Source organism: Enterococcus sp. LJL99, from assembly GCF_054871725.1.
Genome location: NZ_JBTXLT010000003.1, coordinates 265,809 through 283,071, shown reverse-complemented (window position 1 = coordinate 283,071; position 17,263 = coordinate 265,809). Strand labels below are relative to the sequence as shown.

The window sequence follows — 17,263 nt, the reverse complement described above, 5'->3', positions numbered from 1 at the left end:
ATCCTTTCATTAGTAATTACTACTTATAACAGGCAAGAGCATTTTTTCGAAAAAAGGCACTACATGATTTCCATAATCTATAAAAGTATAGTGATTATTTTCGTAGTCAAATTGAACGGCTAATGCTTGTTTTACTTTTTTGATCTCTGCGTTCTGTACTTCAGTTAATTTTACTTTTTTTTCAAACGGTTTACAATCATGGGGTAAAGTTTTCAGTAGTAATAGATTATTATCCACCATTGATAGCGAGACGAAATAATAATGAAGGTCTGTTTTATCTAGTAATTCCATCACACCTAATAACATAGAAATACCTCCTCTTTAGTAAAAGATACAGTATGAAACGCGTACCAAGTCAAGTAGTGATTATAAGAAAATTGAATAAAAATTTGTAAAAGAAGACGGATTATGCTTTTGAAGCATAGTTCTTTTTTTATTTAAGCATTAGACGATTAGAATGAATCAAGTTATGATAGAGCTATCAAAAAAAGTAGTAGGAGAGTTGGGATAAGATGTTAGCTATTGTCTATTTTTCTCACTCAGGCGAAACCCTGATTGAAGGGGAAAAAGCAAATTTATCACAAGGAAATACCGAAATTGTTGCAAAAAAAATAGCCAACCAACTGGAACTTTCACTCTTTCGACTGATTCCTCAAAAAGCGTATCCTAAAAATTATGATCAAGTTGTAATACAAGCAAAAAATGAGTTAATCAAACAGGAATATCCAGCATTTGAATCCATTTCTTTGGATTTAAAAAAAACTGAACAAATTTTACTAGGATATCCTAATTGGTGGGGAACATTTCCAAGAATCATCGGTAGTTTTTTAATGCATAATGATATGACTGGAAAAATTATCTGTCCTTTTTGCACACATGAGGGAAGCGGGCTGGGGAATAGTTTAAGTGACCTTGAAAGGATTTGCCCTCAAGCAATCGTTGAAAGAGGGGTATCCATTCGTGGTTCAAGAGTTGAGCGAGCGGATTTAGTAATTCAAAATTGGTTACAGGAAATTATTCATTAATTTAGGAGGTTTTATTATGACAAGGTTTGAAGAAGTAAAAGATGGTGTGATTTTTCCTATAGGAGCAAAAAATGAAGCTTATGCACAATACTTTATTGGTCAAAGCTATTTACAAGCATTGGTGACAGATCCTACAATCAATGTCGGGGTTTCGAATGTCACGTTTGAACCAGGTTGTCGAAATAATTGGCATATTCATCATGAGGGCTATCAATTATTGCTCGTAACTGGTGGCGAAGGTTGGTACCAAGAAGCAGGAAAAGAAGCGCAATATTTGAAAGCTGGAGATGTCATTGTCACTCATGATGGTGTCAAACATTGGCATGGAGCAGCTAAAGATAGTTGGTTTGAACATATTGCGATTACTGCGGGAACTCCAGAGTGGTTAGAGCCGGTGAATGATGAATGGTATAACAACTTAACAAAATAAGAATGGAGAGAGTCATTATGAAAAAACAAACAGCTGGAAGAGATCGATTAGGAACTTTTGCGCCAAAATTTGCGGAATTAAATGATGATGTTCTATTTGGAGAAGTTTGGTCAAGAGAGCAAGAACTTTCTCCACGTGACCGAAGTTTAATTACTTGTGCGAGCTTATTGACACAAGGAGTCCCTCAATTGGAAGCTCATTTAAAAATGGCTAAACATAATGGTGTCACAAAAGATGAGATAGTGGAATTGATTACCCATTTAGCTTTTTATACTGGTTGGCCCAAAGCTTGGTCTGCTTTTACATTAGCTAAAGAGATTTTTGGTGAAGAGTAAGACAAGTCAGATAGAACTGAGAAAAAGAGCTATGAAATAGGTAGTATACTCTCTTCTATTCGGTTTAAAATGCTGATGATCGAGAAAGCAATGGAGGAAATTGATGAATCAGTTAAAAAAAATAGCGTTATTGTCTGTTTCATTGTTAGTCGTTTCATCAGGTGCAATCGCAGCGAATATTCCAGAAATTCAAAAAACGTATCCAAGCATTCATCCAACACTCGTTGAATTGATTACTACTTTACCATCGTTGTTTATTATTTTAACGATTTTGCTCAGTCAAAAGATTGCAAAAAAAATTGGTTACCGCTTAACTGTACAAATTGGTATTTCATTAGTATTTTTTTCGGGAATTCTTCCAGCATTTACAACGTCATTTTGGGTATTGTTTATGAGTCGAATGTTGTTTGGGATAGGTGTTGGACTTTTTAATCCTTTGCTTTTCTCGTTTGCAGCAAATTTATATCAAGGAAAAGAATTATCTTCGGTCATTGGATTGCAAAGTAGTTTTGAAGGCATTGGCGGGATGTTCGTTACTTTTTTAGTAGGACAACTGTTACTGATTCATTGGAAAACATCTTTTCTGGCCTATTTTTTAGCATTACCGATTTTTATTCTATTTAGTCTTTTTGTACCTGAAATCAAACCTGATTCTAAGCGAAAAAAAATGGGCCAATCAGCAAATTCAACCGTTCAGAAAGAAATGTATGGCTATCTGCTTTTATTGGTGATTGTAGTGACCGTTTATATGTCGTTGACGGTGAAAATTACTTCTTTATTATTAGAAAAAAACTACGGCAATGCGACAAATGGGAGTAACATGCTTGCTCTAGTTGGTTTTGGTGCAATGATGGCTGGGATTTTTTTCGGTAAATTAGTTACAGTCAGCAAACAATGGACTTTGCCATTCGCCTTTTTAGGGATGAGTTTAGCTATGTTTGGAATTAGCTTTTCAAAAGGTTTACTATTGACGTCGTTAATGGTTACTCTTTGTGGTTTTTCATTTCGAACATTTATTCCCTATTTATTTAATGAAATCAATCAAAATCATCAAGAAAATGCTGAAAAAAATACCTCATTATTGTTGATTGCATTTAATCTAGGTGCAGCATTTGCGCCAATTTCTATTTCGCTATTCGTATCGATTTTTTCTATTAAAGATAATGCGAGTATTTTTATAGTTGAAGGAATCTTAATGCTGTTTTTAGCTGGAGTGGTGGCAGCGATAAACTATATTAAAAAAAATAGTTATGAAAAAAATCAAGAAGTCTGATGATTTTTTTCATAACTTTTTTGGCTATTTTTTCTTAGTGACGGGAATCCAAACTTCGAACACAGAATCTGCTGGATCAGGCGTCAGATAGACTTCGATATCTGGTCCATTTGCGTACTCGTAGCCTGAAGTTGGTAACCATTCAGTAACGATTCGTTTTTCTAATTCTTGAATTGCGGTTGGCATAGCGCCACTTCCAGAAAAGACTGCCCATGTGAAGGCAGGGATTGTATATTCTTCAAGCCCTTCAGGACAAGGAGTATCACTTGTCACAGCTAAATAATAGCGCCATTTTTCTTCGGTAAAACAGGCAGAAACGCCTAATACACCTGGTAATTCATTGTTCATCAAAGGGATTAATTGAGCAAGAATTCCTTGACTAGCAAACTCATTCCAAATTTTTGGCACGACTTCAAAGTTTTCTTCAATATTTTTAGATAATGCTTCTGAAATACCAACAATGCGTAGTTCATTTTTTTCTTCGATTCGATAATTCATTTTTTCCACTCCTTTAAATGATAAGGTAAATTCCAAAGGGGGAAATGAGCTCAATACAACGACGTTATTCCGTGTTTCTGATGGCGAAATTTGATGAATCGTTTTAAAAGCACGGTTAAAAGCAGTGGGCGAATTATACCCATACTTTAATGCAATATCGATTACTTTCATATCGGTAGTTTGTAAATCGACTGCAGCTAAAGACATTCTTCTACGCCGAATATACTCTGATAACGGAACTCCCGCCATATAGGAAAACATTCGTTGAAAATGATAGGTAGAACAATGGGCTAATTTGGCTAATTCATCATAAGAAATCTCATCTGTTAAATGCTTTTCAATATAGGTCATTACGTCGTTTAAATCATCAATCCATTCCATAAGCTCACTCCTTACATCAATTGTAGGTCAGTTAAACCAAAGTATCCTCTCTTTTGTTGCCTTTTTTAGAGAGCAATCCTTTTCTTTAGCGGAAATTTTTTACAGTATATTAAATAGATACTAGCACTACTATCATATCAAAAATGAAAGATAAAATCAGCGTTAGCTTTGTTTATGAGAAAAGTATCACTCGATTTGCTTTTTAGTATTCACTTCAAGTAGAGGTAAGTACAACAGAATGATATAATAAAAGTAAAGTTCATCGTTTTCCATAAGATGTACGAGGAGTATGGGAAATAACAATTTGTTTTACGAAATTTGTAAAATAGTTGGGAGGAAATATGCAAAAAAGTCTTTATATTATTGAGGGTGCTCTGAAAAATTTATTTCGTATGAATGGGATTATTTTAAATAGTTTGCTTCTATTGGTACTTACTTTTTTCACTTTTCTCTCATTTAATGGATTCTTATTTTTTTCTTATTGGATTCAATGGGTAAAAAGTGATGCGATGAAACAGGATGGGAATGTTCAAGTAGCCTCACCTATCGTTACACAATTGACTATTTTTGAAGGAATGACTTTGGTTCTATTTGGACTATTAGTAATTGTTTCAATCAGCTATTTGTACCGAATGAACATTCAATATTTTAAAATGCAACAAAGGGATTATTTAGTTATGACTTTTATTGGTGAATCAAATGCGGTATTAAGTATCGAGTATGCATTGCAAGGAAGTTTTATGGCCTTAGTATTATTTAGTTTGGGGGATTTGTTGGCTACCTTTGTTTTTTTGAATCGGTTATCTGCAACTGCTAAACTAGGCCCATTTTCAAATGTGATTGAAGGTTTTTCTCCTAAAATTATGAACCATATATTCTTAATTATCGGGATAATTCTGTATATTTTTCTTCGTTTGTTTTTCTATGTGAAAAAGCAATTGAAGCTATTTTTTACTGATAGCCAAAGAACGTTTTAGTTAAATGGATTTGATTTTTTGTAATAGAGCGGGAATGATTTTTCCTTAGTTGATCAAAAATCATTAACAAGAAAGGAATGAAAAAAATGTTAGGATTTTTATTCAGCATCATCGCAATAGGTCTTGGATTTTATGAATTTAAACGATTAAAAAAATTAATAGCTGTTTCTAAAGAAAATTCACAGAGTAATCCTTATGCAGGATTTGGATTGTGGCAAGGGTATGTTTTTGGTGGGACACTAGTTTTTTTGGGCGTATTAGGAATCGTTAATTTTATTGCAGGAATGATTTAAAGAAAAAAAGATGATATAGAACGTGGTATGATTTTTATGGAAGATTAATTCAATAGAAATGTATTGAATCTGTTTATTTTACATTTTCAACACCTTTTAGAGTTAATAAATGAATAATATCAGAATTTTTTTGCTTAGACCAGTCGGGAATCACAAAGAATGCCCACTAATCGCTTGACTGGTGGGCACTTTTTTATAATCTAGATTATATTGAATTGTGAGTTAAACAACTAATTTTGTTTATAGTCTATCTACGCCCCACCATTTTGGTAATAATTCTTCTAAAGTTATAGTCTCACGTTTTTCATAATCTACCATAAACTCTGTCTTTGAATTCTTGCTATTAAGTTGCAGTAAAAATTCTCGGCACGCTCCACAAGGCATGCCTCCTAAACCGTAAGGTGCTTCATTTCGAAAGGCGATAATTCGTTTGATTTTTGTTTGTTTACTTAGTTGATACATATTAAATGCTGCGGCACGCTCTGCACAGAGATGGAAAACTCCAGCAGTTGCTTCAAAACAGTACCCTGTAAATATTTGTCCATCCTCAGCTTCTAAAGCACAAACTACATGTTGCGCATAAATAAATGGTGATACTTCATGAGGGTTGTATAGGCATTTTGCTTCATCATATAATTTTTCCCAAATATCCATAAAAAACTCCTTTATTTTTTAGTATATCATGAGTTTAATTACTTAGAATAATATGATTTATTTTGCTTAAAAATCTGCTTAAGTTCAATTGTTATAGTAAAACTGTGGTATTTGAAAGTAAAAATCAAAAAGTTATCGAAAATAGGATAACGTACATATTGTGATGCATAGATAACGGTGATTGGAAGAATAAAATTAATCAATTTACTGAAAAGGAGTGGTTAATTTTTTTATATTTATATTCAGTAAGGAAAAGATTGTCGAACTTTCATAAGATTGGTAGATAATACTAGAAGAGCGTACATTCATGAATACTTGGCAATAAACTAAAGTGTGATAAACTTTAAGAGTAAAAAGAAAGGAGTTGTTGGCAATCGCTAGAAAATATAATAACAACGTGTTGAAAAACACGCGTATGTTAAAAGATTATGCGAGTTCGATTTATTGTGAAGGTTGCCAAGAAACAATTGGCTACCTATGTTACGTTTCTTATTATAAAATCAACTTTACTTATTTATGCCACTGTGGAAATGAAGGCGAGTTGATGATAGAGTTTAACGAATTAGAAGAGGAAAAATCTAGTCAAAAATCGTTAGTTCTGATTAAAAATCGCCTAAGTTGTCCTATAGATCAAACTCCATTAATCACGCTATTAGATAAAAAATTACAAACTTATGAGGTTGGGACAAAAGTGGTTAGCTCTGAGAAATAAGAAGGAATTTCCGGAAATTGTTCTTCAAATTTTTGGTAACCGAGTAGGTATTGTGCAACATCAACTTATTTCATTCGCTGTGTTTTACAACAATTTCGGCTTATTTCCGTAGGGGCTGCTTTTGCATCACCGTTTGTTTGGTTTCAAAGAATAAAACAAAAGTGGTTTTTACTTTTGTCTCAGCCACAATTCATGTAGAAATCACTATACTGAGAAAAATCATTGAATTTAAGAGAGGGGTTAAAAAAATGAAAACAATTGGTCTTTTAGGCGGGATGAGCTGGGAAAGTACTATGAGCTATTATTCGCGTTTAAATGAACTGGTCAACGATCAGTTAGGTGGTTTACATTCGGCGAAAATCAACTTAGTTAGTGTTGACTTTGATGAGATTGAGCGATGTCAAAAAAATAATCAATGGGAAAAAGCAGGGGCAATCTTAGGGAAAGAAGCCAAGTCATTGGAAGTTTCTGGCGCAGATTTTATGCTGATTTGTACGAATACGATGCATAAAGTAGTTGCTCAAATTGCTGAGCACATTACCATGCCAATTTTGCATATTGCGGATGCGACGATTGAGGAACTTAAAAAAAATAAAATTGAAAAAGTAGGTCTTTTGGGGACTGAGTATACAATGAAGCAAGATTTTTACAAAGAAAGAATTATTGCGAGTGGAATAACAGTCAGTATTCCGACCGATGAAGAGATGTCTCAAGTCAATACAATCATATTTGAGGAATTATGTCAGGGGGAAATTTTGGCAGAGTCAAAACAGACGTTTTTACAAATTATTGAGCATTTAGTAGCAGATGGAGCGCAAGGAATTATTTTAGGGTGTACTGAAATTGGGTTGTTGATTCAACAAAAAGATGTGACAACGCCTATTTTCGATACCACTGAAATCCATTGTCAAGCAGCTGTTCAATATGTTTTAGCGTAACTATAACTGATAAATTTAATGAAGAGGAGTATTTTTATGAAACAATCAATTGTGCATATTGCCCTAGTCATTGAGGATTATGATCAAGCCATCGCTTTTTATACGAAGAAACTTGACTTTGTTTTATTGGAAGATACCTATCAACCTGAACAAGATAAGCGGTGGGTTGTGGTAGCTCCGCCAGGTTCAAATGGAGCGACGATTTTATTAGCAAAAGCTTCAAAAGAACGACAAAGGGTCTTCATCGGAGATCAGGCAGGTGGACGTGTCTTTTTATTTTTAGGAACAGATAATTTTGAGCGTGACTATCGAAAAATGCTTGCGCGAGGTATTGAATTTGTTAGGGAACCGAAAGAAGCAGATTATGGAACGGTAGCGGTTTTTAAAGATTTATATGGGAATCTATGGGATTTAGTTCAATTTAATGCATCACATCCAATGAGTCAACGAGAATGATTTGTTTTGAAGAAGGAAAATAAATTGAACGAATCCAACTGACAATACAATTGAATTCGTTCAATAATGCATAGAAACTAAAAAAAAGTTGAGAGTAAGGCTAAAATCGATAAACCGCCTTGAGTTAAAATGATTTTTTTATTACTAGTAAGACTGCCATATAAAGCAACTAAAATAATATAAATCAGTAACAGGCGGCTAATTTCCATAGAAGCAGTTGCGAAAAATATGCTATATAACAAACCAACACCGATTAAGCCGTTGTAAATTCCTTGATTTTTAAATAACACAGTCACAGATTTTCGTTTTAGTTCATCAGTCGTCATGTTAAAAACATTGCTAGTAGAAGATGAGGTTGTGGCAAATGTTTCTAAATACATAATGTAGAAAAATTCTAAGGCTGTTAATAAAATGAGAACAGTTGATATAATAGACATGGGAACCCTCCGTAATAGCTAATAATTGTAGATGAATCGATTGTCTTGAGCGCATGATCATCGTTGCTTCAATGATAGTTTTTTCGTTTTTTTTTGTAAATAAATATGCTTAGAAATTTAACTTAGATGGGATGAAATAGAAAAAAATCCTCTTGCTTTTTTTAAAGTTAGTCGAGAAAAAATTCAAGATTGGCAATTGTCAAACAGTTCGTCCATACTCTTTAACAGAATGAATTGTGGTATTCTATTGAAAAGGAGAAATTTATGTCAATTACAATCAAAAAAGTAACTACTGACAGTCGAGATTTACGTTTATTAGTGGCTGAATTAGATCGTTTTTTCATTGAAGAGTGGGGCAGTGAAGTGGCTCAAGGATATCAAAAACATCATTATTTGGCAGGAATGTCTATGGCAGTAATTTGTTATGACGAGAATCAAGCAGTTGGCTGTGGCTGTTGGAAGCTTTTGGAAGATAGCGTCCCTGAAATTAAGCGGATGTATGTGAAGAAGGAGTATCGAGGACAGAAAATTGCGACTAAAATTCTAAGTACTTTGGAAATGGACGTGGTAAAACAAGGTTATTCACGCGTGATTTTAGAGACAGGGGCTGAAATGACTGCAGCAATTCGATTTTATGAAACTAGTGGGTATCAAATTGTTCCTAATTATGGTGAATTTATTGGAGATGAACGCTGTGTTTGTCTTGAGAAAAAGTTAGATTCCAATAGAACGTAGAAGCATAATAGTTTTTGTTTATTTTAATGTGAGAAGAGGAGAATAGGATGACAATTATTTTAGCATCGCAATCACCTAGAAGAAAAGAATTGTTACAACGAATTTTACCAGAGTTCAAAATCGTCCCTGCGGAAATCGATGAAAAAGTGAATGAAAATGATACACCAGTCGAATATGTACAAAAAATGGCACGTGAAAAAGCGCAACAAGTTGCAAAAAATCATCCAAATGACCTCGTAATCGGGTGTGATACAATCGTCACTTTAGATAATAAAATTTTAGGCAAACCGGCTTCACGCGAAGATGGGTTCAACATGTTAACTGAATTGAGTGGAAAAACACATGCTGTATATACGAGTATCGTGCTACTAAAAAATAATCAAGAGTTAGCGACAACAGTTCCAGCAAAGGTAGAATTTTATGAATTATCTGATCAAGAAATAAATTCCTATCTAGAGACAGATGAATATATAGATAAAGCAGGAGCTTATGGAATCCAGGGCCAAGGAGCTTTGTTTGTGAAGCAAATTGAAGGAGATTATTATTCAATTATGGGTTTACCGATCGCGACCCTTTATCGGATGTTGCAAGAATTTCAGGAAGATTGATTTTTTACAGTAAAAAATAAGTAAGTGAAAAGAGGAAAATGGATGAATTGTTCAGAAACGCGATCCGTACAAACTCATTTTGTGACGTATAAAGATTTAAATTTTAATGATACCTTATTCGGTGGACAAATGATGGCGTGGATTGATGAAACAGCTGGGATTTCGGCTGTGCGTATTGCAAGAGAAGGAATTGTGACCGCATCTGTGGATCATTTAGATTTTTTAGCGCCAATCAGAGCGAATCATTCTGTCTGTATTGATACATTTGTTTCTGGTATTGGAACGCGTTCAATGGAAGTATTCGCCAAAGTTATTGGAGAAGATTTATTAGAAGGAACACGTTATTTAGCTGGGACATGTTTTCTGACGTTTGTGGTACCTAAAGGAAAAACACTTCCTGTTATCAAGCCTCAAACGAAAGAAGAAAAATTTATTTGTGCAGGGTATGAAAAACGAAAAAAGACAAGCCAAATGAGACGTCAAGATAGTATGGATATAGCAAGCCAAATTGATTTGACACTTCCTTGGCGTGTTGAAGAATAAAATTTTGTTAATAACGAGGACTAAAAGGGATACCTACAACTAAGTCTTTGACCGGTAGATTTAGTATAATGGTAAGTCGTATTCATTCAGTTCTTTTAGCAAAAATGCTATGATAAATGGAACAATAACCAAAGGAGTGTGAGTCATGATGGAAAAAGCATCACAAGAAGAATTGAAAAAGAAACTAACAGACATTCAATATGCGGTAACTCAAGAAAATGCAACCGAACGTCCCTTTACTGGAGAATACAATGATTTTTATCAAGATGGGATTTATGTTGATGTTGTCAGCGGCGACCCACTTTTTAGTTCAACCGACAAATATGATGCGGGGTGTGGCTGGCCTTCATTTACAAAACCAATCGACAAAAATGATATCGCAGAAAAAAAAGATACGACTTTTGGAATGAATCGGGTTGAGGTGAGGAGCAAGGAAGCGGACTCTCATTTAGGTCATGTATTTACAGATGGACCACAAGATCAGGGCGGATTACGCTATTGTATCAATGCTGCGGCGCTCAGATTTGTTCCTGTGGCAGACCTTGAAAAAGAAGGGTATAGTGAATACAAAGATCTTTTTGAATAAAAATCATGCGAGAAATATGTAACTCTTATTAATTTTCTAATTACTAATATTAAAGCATCTCCTAAACAGTTTCCTCTAATAATAGCTCTATTTTCTTGAAGTATTCTCAATTATAGTAAATGAACTAAAATTTAACTAAATAAATTTATTTTATAGTAGTTCTAATTTTAGTTCTTTGCTATAATTTATAAAGATACTTTAATGGAAATGAGATGAACACATGAAAATCTTGATTTCAGATATTGCTGAAAAGGCCAACGTTTCTAGTGGAACAGTGTCAAATGCAATTAATAACCGCAAAGGAATCAGTGAACAAAAACGTCAATATATTTTGCAGGTAGCTAAAGAGATGGGCTATTTTGAACAAAAGGAACCTAAAAAAACTGATACACAAAAGATTAAATTTATCATTCTTAATAAAAAAGGGAACGTTGTTGGAGATACGCCTTTTTTCTCTGAATTAATTCGAGGAATTGAAATGGAGTGCACAACTTTAGGGTATGAATTAGTGATTTCTCACGTCACTTTGGATGAGAATACGATGTTTTCCGATGCTGTCAATCAAGATCAAGTAGATGGTCTACTCTTTTTGGGAACAGAGCTAGAAAAACAAGATTTAGAGGTCTTTCGAGAAATTTCGGTACCCATTGTTATTTTAGATACTATCTTCAAATCACAGGAGTTTGATTTTGTTGCGATTAATAATTTGGATAGTGCTTATGAAATAGTAGAAAAAATGATTGAAGCCAAGCATAAGGATATTGGTTTAATTAATTCTGCTTTTCAGATTAATAACTTTCGTGAGAGAAAGGAAGGATTCTTACAAGCAATCCAAGATCATGGATTAATCTATTATGAAGAAACAGAAGCTTTGGTTGAACCTACACTAGAAGGTTCATATAAAGACATGAAAATTTATTTGACGGCTATGCTTGCTGAAGGACGCGAGATCCCTACTGCTTTTTTTGCAGTAAATGATACGATTGCAATTGGTGCTATGAAAGCTCTTAAAGAAGAAGCGCCAGATAAGGAAATTGCAATAGTCGGGTTTGATGATATTCCGTTAGCAGAGTTTTGTAGTCCACCACTAACGACAGTTAAAGTGGATAAAGTATATTTGGGACAACAAGCTGTTCGACGTTTGGTTGAGAAGATTTCAGAAGAAGAAAATCATTGTGTTAAAATGATGGTTGGAACAACTGTTGTAGAGCGCGCAAGTGTACCATTGTTGGAAATATAAATCGAATTTTTTCAATGATAAAAAAAGATAGAGCGAAAACTAAAATTTCCGCTCTATCTTTTTTTGTTTTATTTAGCTAAAATTTAGCTAAAAGTATTGCAAAATATTTAGTTGATGGTATACTAGTTTTATAAAAGTAAGGGCTTTCGGTAGATGAGAGGTGATTTAATGAGAACTATTGGGCTGTTTTGTGTGGCTGGACTATCGACTGCATTATTGGTAAATGAATTAAAAAAAGCCTTAAATCATTTGGATAAAGAGTATTCAATTAAATCGGCGCCGTTTTCAGAGGTTTTTATGCTGGGTGAGAACTATGATTTTATTTTATTAGCACCACAAGTTCGATTTAATCAAGAGAAAGTTACTTTAACATTTCCAAAAAAGAAAATTATTTTGATTTCTCAAGAAGAGTTCATCAATCAAGATATTAATTCTATAGTGGATAAAATTATTTTTAGTGAAAATAACTAAATATTTATTGGAGGTTTTTTGTATGGATAAGGTAAAAATAGGTTTTGCTCCTACACGAAGAAATCTATTTAGTGCAGAAGCAGCAATTGAATACGCAAATTTGACGAGAAAAAAGATGAATGAATTGGAAATCGATTATGTAGATATTTTAGATGTAAATGAAGATGGTCTTCTATATGATGATGAAGGCGTTGAAAAGATTGCTGAAAAATTTAAAAAAGAGAAAATCGATGGTCTGTTTTTGGCTAATGAAAACTTTGGAACAGAATATGCATGTGCTCGGCTAGCGAAAAAATTAGATGTCCCCGTGCTGTTGTGGGGGCCAAAAGATGAAACTCCTGCAGCAGATGGATCAAGACTAAGAGATACACAATGTGGACTATTTGCTATTGGAAAAGTTTTACGACGCTTTAAAGTTCCCTTTACGTATATAAAAAATTCAGATATTGATACACCGGAATTTGAACGAGGACTAAAAGATTTCATTAAGGTTTGTAATGTGGTAAAAACGTTTAAACAAACCAGAATATTACAAGTTGGTCCACGTCCATTTGATTTTTGGACAGTTATTTGTAATGAAGGAGAGTTATTGGAACGATTTAACATCTCATTATCACCTGTTCCAATCAAAGAACTGGTGCAAGAAATTGAGGAAATCAAAGAAACTAATTATTCAGCGATTGAAAAAGTAATGGATTACTTCAGAAAAAATACAGAAGTACAAATCAGTAATGATGAATTAGAAATGGTAGCTGCATTGAAAGTAGCGCTACAACAACTGTGTGAAAAATATGGTTGCAACGCGGGGGTTATTCAATGTTGGACAGCACTTCAAGATGAGATTGGGATTCTTCCATATGCTTCTCTATCACTTTTGCAAGAAGAAGGATTGCCGTTTGTTTGTGAAACAGATGTTCATGGAGCAATTTCAGAATTATTGATTGAGGCTGCTTCTCTGGGAGAACACAGAGCTATTTTTGCAGATGTGAATTGTCGCCACCCAGAAAATGAGAATGGAGAGCTTCTGCAACATCTAGGCGTTTTTGCTTATTCAACGGCTGAAACAAAGCCAATTTTACCACCACGCCATTTTGTTTTTGATTATCCAGGATCCGTTGCTTTTAGAGCCATTAAAGATGAGTATACGTTGTGTCGTTTTGATGGTGACAATGGTGAATACTCATTATTAATGGGTACCGGTAAAGGAATTGATGGTCCCTATAATCAAGGAACCTACTTATATTTAGAATTTGAAAATCTTAATCGCTTAGAATTTAAATTAGTCTATGGTCCTTATATTCATCATGTTGCTGCTGTAAGAAAAAATGTTGTTCCCATTTTATATGAAGCATGTAAATATTTAGGAGTTACCCCTGATTTTTACGATCCAATTGAAGAAGATGTCAAGGCATACCTTAGAGGAGAATAAAAATGGAAATAATCGATTTACAAAAAAAAGCAATTGAAATTAGAAAAGAAGTTTGGCAATTGATTTATCAAGCCAAAACGGGTCATACAGGCTCAGACTTATCATGTACAGATATTTTAGTTGCCCTATATTATCATGTTATGAAGGTTGATGCGTCAAATCCTGAAATGGTGGATCGTGATCAATATATTCAAAGTAAAGGTCATGCAGCAGAAGTACTTTGGACGGTTCTTGCAGACAAAGGATTTATATCAAAAGAAGAACTACAAACGTTTTCTCAATTTGGTTCTCGTTTGATTGGTCATCCAAATAATAAAGTTGCTGGCGTAGAAATGAATACTGGCTCTTTAGGTCACGGGTTGCCTGTTTCTGTAGGAATTGCGTTAGCAGGTAAAATGGATAATCGCTCCTATCATACTTATACGCTATTAGGTGACGGTGAATTGGCTGAAGGTTCTGTTTGGGAAGGAGCGATGGCTGCTACTAACTATCAATTAGACAATTTAACCGCGATTATTGATCGCAATGGCTTACAAATCACTGGGAAATCGGAAGAAGTAATGTCTGTTGAACCACTAGATGAGAAATGGCGCGCTTTTGGCTGGGATGTTTCAATAATTGATGGCAATGATATGGAAGAATTAATCGCTGCCCTTACAAAGCCAAATGAAAAAAACAAACCGAAATTGATTATTGCGAATACTGTAAAAGGAAAAGGCTTTTCGGAAGCTGAAAATCAAGCGCAGTGGCATCATAAAGTACCGACAGATGAACAGTTAGAAAAAGCTTTAGCCGAATTGAATCAACAATTGGAGGTTTTGAACAAATGAAACCAAAAAATAAAATAGCGAATCGCCAAGCAATGTGTGAAGTGCTAATTGAAGCTGCCGAAAAAGATCCTACAATAACGGTTTTAACAAGTGATTCGAGAGGTTCTGCTTCCTTAAATGAATTTGCTAATGTTCACCCAACTCAATTAGTAGAAGTAGGTATTGCTGAACAGAATATTGTTAGTATTGCGGCTGGATTAGCTCACATGGGAAAACGCACGTTTGTTGCCTCTCCCGCTTGCTTTTTAAGTATGAGAAGCATCGAACAAGTAAAAGTCGACGTGGCGTATTCAAACAAAAATGTAAAATTGATTGGAATCAGTGGCGGAGTGAGTTATGGCGCATTAGGAATGAGTCATCACTCATTACAAGATTTTGCTGTAACACGAGCGATTCCAAATCTTCAAGTGTTTGCGCCGGCTGACCGGTTTGAAACGGTTCAATTATTTAAAGCTCTAGCAAAAACAGAAGAACCTGCGTATATCAGAATCGGTCGAAATCCGGTAGAAGATTGTTACGAAAATGCTGATTACGAATTTGAAATAGGGAAAGCTGTTACGATGAAAGAAGGAACAGAGGTAACATTTATTGCTACTGGAGAAACGGTACGACAAGCAATGGATGCGGCTGAATTATTGTTAGAAAAAAATATTCAAGCAAAAGTATTGAATATTCATTCAATAAAACCACTAGATGCAGAAGCAATCAAAAAGGCAGCACATCAAACGAAGTATCTCATTACAGTAGAAGAGCACAGCATTTATAATGGGTTAGGCGCAGCAGTTGCAGAAGTTCTATCCGAAGAAACAGGATGTAAGCAAAAAATTATTGGGTTTCCAGATGAGGCGTTGATCACAGGAAGTGGCTCAGAATTGTTCCGTCATTATGGACTAGATGGTGCTTCCTTGGCTAAGCAAGCTGAAGCATTTATTGGGAGCTGATTGAATGGAAAAGATTTATCAAATTGTACTGGATCAAAGTACTTCTGGAACGAAAGTACTTTTACTAGAAAAGGGTCGGATACTTAAAAGATATGACAAAAAACATCAACAATTTTATCCGAAAAATGGGTGGGTCGAACAAGACTCACTTGAAATTTGGGGAAATGTGCAGGAACTGTTACTATTAGTTTTGGAAGAAAATCAACTTACTTTTTCTGATATTGCGTACTTATCACTTACGAATCAACGAGAAACAATTGTCGCGTGGGATAAAGTCACCGGAAAACCGCTTCATCATGCAATTGTTTGGCAATGTAACCGTAGCCAGTCAATCTGTAATGCGCTAATTTCTGATGGCAAAGAGCAACTGATCAATCAGAAAACAGGATTAAAAATCGATCCCTATTTTTCAGGATCAAAAATCAAATGGTTATATGATGAAGTTCCATTAATCCAAGAAAAATCAAGAAAGAATGAACTAGCGATAGGTACGATTGATAGTTGGTTGATTTGGAATTTGACTGATCACGAAGTTTTTGCAACGGATGCTAGCAATGCGTGTAGAACTCTTTTGTATAACATTCATCAAATGTGTTGGGATGAAGAATTAGTTGCACTTTTTAATGCTCAAAAGAAAGATTTGCCAGAAATCAGAAATGCTGATGATTTTTTTGGTAAGTATCAAGGGATTCCTATTAAAGGTGTTATGGCAGATTCACAAGCAGCCTTGTTCGGCGAAAGTTGCTTAGCGATTGGTGATGTTAAAATCACTATGGGCACAGGTTGTTCTATATTAATGCAGGTGAATGATCAAAGTATGTTAAGGGACGACCGTATTTTAACGACGGTTGCCTGGGAAACAAAAACCGCTAGAAACTATGCGCTTGAAGGAATTATTCGTTCGTGTGGAGATGCTATTAATTGGTTTAGTGAAACGATTTCTACGGTTGAGCAAGTATCCGCTTGGTTTAACGAGGCTCTTGATTATAAGGAAGAAACACTTGTTCAATTTATCCCTGCATTACAGGGAATGGGAGCTCCCTTTTGGAATAATCAATTATCCGCTACATTTTTTGGAATAACACGGGAAACAACAAAAAAAGAACTATTTCGAGCAGTTTTGGAAAGTCTCATTTTTCAAGTGAAAGCAGTAATAGATACAATGGAAGAAGTAGCTACTTGTAAGATCAATAAAATTTATGTTGATGGTGGAATCTCAAAAAATCACTTATTGATGGAAATGATGGCCACTTTATTGAACAAAGAAATCATTGTTAGTGAAATTGAAGAGTTCTCTGCTATGGGTGTAGCGAAAATGGCGAATGAGCAACTGCAATTGTTAACAATAAAAGAAACATATATCCAAGAAAATCAAAAATGCAAAGGAATTCTTTTAAAATATAAAAAATGGAAGCGGTTTATAGAAAATCTTGATGAAATAGAAAATGAATAGTATAAATTTTTTAGAATA

General features: G+C 34.5%; 23 protein-coding genes. 19 read left to right on the top strand and 4 right to left on the bottom strand.

Going from position 1 to position 17,263, the window contains the following annotated elements; genetic code table 11:
• Positions 1-9: 9 nt before the first annotated feature.
• Positions 10-306, bottom strand: coding sequence for a hypothetical protein (locus ACYSNW_RS06645; RefSeq protein ID WP_461743702.1), 297 nt, complete (start codon positions 304-306; stop codon positions 10-12).
• A gap of 206 nt (positions 307-512) precedes the next feature.
• On the opposite strand from ACYSNW_RS06645, the gene ACYSNW_RS06640 reads away from it, so the two are divergent.
• The 4 genes from ACYSNW_RS06640 (at position 513) to ACYSNW_RS06625 (ending at position 3,063) form a co-directional block, all read left to right on the top strand.
• Complete coding sequence (locus ACYSNW_RS06640) at positions 513-1,025, top strand: flavodoxin (protein WP_461743701.1); 513 nt, start codon at positions 513-515, stop codon at positions 1,023-1,025.
• Between the two features lie 16 nt (positions 1,026-1,041).
• On the top strand, positions 1,042-1,455 hold the full coding sequence (locus ACYSNW_RS06635; RefSeq protein ID WP_461743700.1) for a cupin domain-containing protein: 414 nt from the start codon (positions 1,042-1,044) through the stop codon (positions 1,453-1,455).
• Positions 1,456-1,472: 17 nt separating this feature from the next.
• On the top strand, positions 1,473-1,790 hold the full coding sequence (locus ACYSNW_RS06630) for a carboxymuconolactone decarboxylase family protein (protein WP_461743699.1): 318 nt from the start codon (positions 1,473-1,475) through the stop codon (positions 1,788-1,790).
• A 103-nt stretch (positions 1,791-1,893) separates the two neighbouring features.
• Complete coding sequence (locus ACYSNW_RS06625) at positions 1,894-3,063, top strand: MFS transporter (RefSeq protein ID WP_461743698.1); 1,170 nt, start codon at positions 1,894-1,896, stop codon at positions 3,061-3,063.
• A gap of 24 nt (positions 3,064-3,087) precedes the next feature.
• On the opposite strand, the gene ACYSNW_RS06620 is transcribed toward ACYSNW_RS06625, so the two are convergent.
• Positions 3,088-3,942 carry an AraC family transcriptional regulator gene (locus tag ACYSNW_RS06620; RefSeq protein WP_461743697.1) on the bottom strand — a complete coding sequence of 285 codons (855 nt, stop codon included), beginning with the start codon at positions 3,940-3,942 and terminating at the stop codon, positions 3,088-3,090.
• 341 nt (positions 3,943-4,283) lie between these two features.
• Between ACYSNW_RS06620 and ACYSNW_RS06615 the strand changes: the two genes are divergently transcribed.
• Positions 4,284-4,919 carry a hypothetical protein gene (locus ACYSNW_RS06615; RefSeq protein ID WP_461743696.1) on the top strand — a complete coding sequence of 212 codons (636 nt, stop codon included), beginning with the start codon at positions 4,284-4,286 and terminating at the stop codon, positions 4,917-4,919.
• Positions 4,920-5,005: 86 nt separating this feature from the next.
• Positions 5,006-5,212, top strand: a complete 207-nt coding sequence (locus tag ACYSNW_RS06610) for a hypothetical protein (RefSeq protein ID WP_461743695.1) — start codon at positions 5,006-5,008, stop codon at positions 5,210-5,212.
• 240 nt (positions 5,213-5,452) lie between these two features.
• Here ACYSNW_RS06610 and ACYSNW_RS06605 read toward each other — a convergent pair whose 3' ends face one another.
• The gene (locus tag ACYSNW_RS06605) at positions 5,453-5,866 is read right to left on the bottom strand and encodes a cytidine deaminase family protein (protein WP_461743694.1); all 414 of its coding nucleotides are present in this window, start codon (positions 5,864-5,866) and stop codon (positions 5,453-5,455) included.
• Positions 5,867-6,233: 367 nt separating this feature from the next.
• Between ACYSNW_RS06605 and ACYSNW_RS06600 the strand changes: the two genes are divergently transcribed.
• The 3 genes from ACYSNW_RS06600 (at position 6,234) to ACYSNW_RS06590 (ending at position 7,972) form a co-directional block, all read left to right on the top strand.
• The gene (locus ACYSNW_RS06600) at positions 6,234-6,578 is read left to right on the top strand and encodes a hypothetical protein (protein WP_461743693.1); all 345 of its coding nucleotides are present in this window, start codon (positions 6,234-6,236) and stop codon (positions 6,576-6,578) included.
• Positions 6,579-6,826: 248 nt separating this feature from the next.
• Positions 6,827-7,516 carry an aspartate/glutamate racemase family protein gene (locus ACYSNW_RS06595; RefSeq protein WP_461743692.1) on the top strand — a complete coding sequence of 230 codons (690 nt, stop codon included), beginning with the start codon at positions 6,827-6,829 and terminating at the stop codon, positions 7,514-7,516.
• A gap of 36 nt (positions 7,517-7,552) precedes the next feature.
• On the top strand, positions 7,553-7,972 hold the full coding sequence (locus ACYSNW_RS06590) for a VOC family protein (protein ID WP_461743691.1): 420 nt from the start codon (positions 7,553-7,555) through the stop codon (positions 7,970-7,972).
• Between the two features lie 77 nt (positions 7,973-8,049).
• Here the strand turns inward: ACYSNW_RS06590 and ACYSNW_RS06585 are convergent, their stop codons facing one another.
• Complete coding sequence (locus ACYSNW_RS06585) at positions 8,050-8,409, bottom strand: DUF1304 domain-containing protein (RefSeq protein WP_461743690.1); 360 nt, start codon at positions 8,407-8,409, stop codon at positions 8,050-8,052.
• A gap of 264 nt (positions 8,410-8,673) precedes the next feature.
• Here ACYSNW_RS06585 and ACYSNW_RS06580 point away from each other — a divergent pair, with 264 nt between their 5' ends.
• The 10 genes from ACYSNW_RS06580 to ACYSNW_RS06535 all read left to right on the top strand — a co-directional run bounded on the left by ACYSNW_RS06580 (position 8,674) and on the right by ACYSNW_RS06535 (position 17,245).
• A complete protein-coding gene (locus ACYSNW_RS06580) occupies positions 8,674-9,144 on the top strand; it encodes a GNAT family N-acetyltransferase (protein ID WP_461743689.1) in 471 nt (156 codons plus the stop codon).
• A 47-nt stretch (positions 9,145-9,191) separates the two neighbouring features.
• A complete protein-coding gene (locus ACYSNW_RS06575) occupies positions 9,192-9,752 on the top strand; it encodes a Maf family protein (protein ID WP_461743688.1) in 561 nt (186 codons plus the stop codon).
• Positions 9,753-9,794: 42 nt separating this feature from the next.
• Positions 9,795-10,295 carry an acyl-CoA thioesterase gene (locus tag ACYSNW_RS06570; protein ID WP_461743687.1) on the top strand — a complete coding sequence of 167 codons (501 nt, stop codon included), beginning with the start codon at positions 9,795-9,797 and terminating at the stop codon, positions 10,293-10,295.
• A 148-nt stretch (positions 10,296-10,443) separates the two neighbouring features.
• Complete coding sequence (msrB, locus tag ACYSNW_RS06565) at positions 10,444-10,881, top strand: peptide-methionine (R)-S-oxide reductase MsrB (RefSeq protein WP_461743808.1); 438 nt, start codon at positions 10,444-10,446, stop codon at positions 10,879-10,881.
• A 220-nt stretch (positions 10,882-11,101) separates the two neighbouring features.
• On the top strand, positions 11,102-12,121 hold the full coding sequence (locus ACYSNW_RS06560) for a LacI family DNA-binding transcriptional regulator (RefSeq protein ID WP_461743686.1): 1,020 nt from the start codon (positions 11,102-11,104) through the stop codon (positions 12,119-12,121).
• A 168-nt stretch (positions 12,122-12,289) separates the two neighbouring features.
• On the top strand, positions 12,290-12,592 hold the full coding sequence (locus tag ACYSNW_RS06555; protein ID WP_461743685.1) for a PTS sugar transporter subunit IIB: 303 nt from the start codon (positions 12,290-12,292) through the stop codon (positions 12,590-12,592).
• A 22-nt stretch (positions 12,593-12,614) separates the two neighbouring features.
• A complete protein-coding gene (locus ACYSNW_RS06550) occupies positions 12,615-14,021 on the top strand; it encodes an L-fucose/L-arabinose isomerase family protein (RefSeq protein ID WP_461743684.1) in 1,407 nt (468 codons plus the stop codon).
• A 2-nt stretch (positions 14,022-14,023) separates the two neighbouring features.
• Complete coding sequence (locus tag ACYSNW_RS06545) at positions 14,024-14,851, top strand: transketolase (RefSeq protein ID WP_461743683.1); 828 nt, start codon at positions 14,024-14,026, stop codon at positions 14,849-14,851.
• Positions 14,848-15,792, top strand: coding sequence for a transketolase family protein (locus ACYSNW_RS06540; protein WP_461743682.1), 945 nt, complete (start codon positions 14,848-14,850; stop codon positions 15,790-15,792). Before ACYSNW_RS06545 ends, ACYSNW_RS06540 begins: the two co-directional genes overlap by 4 nt.
• 4 nt (positions 15,793-15,796) lie before the next feature.
• Positions 15,797-17,245, top strand: coding sequence for an FGGY-family carbohydrate kinase (locus ACYSNW_RS06535; protein WP_461743681.1), 1,449 nt, complete (start codon positions 15,797-15,799; stop codon positions 17,243-17,245).
• Positions 17,246-17,263 lie beyond the last annotated feature (18 nt).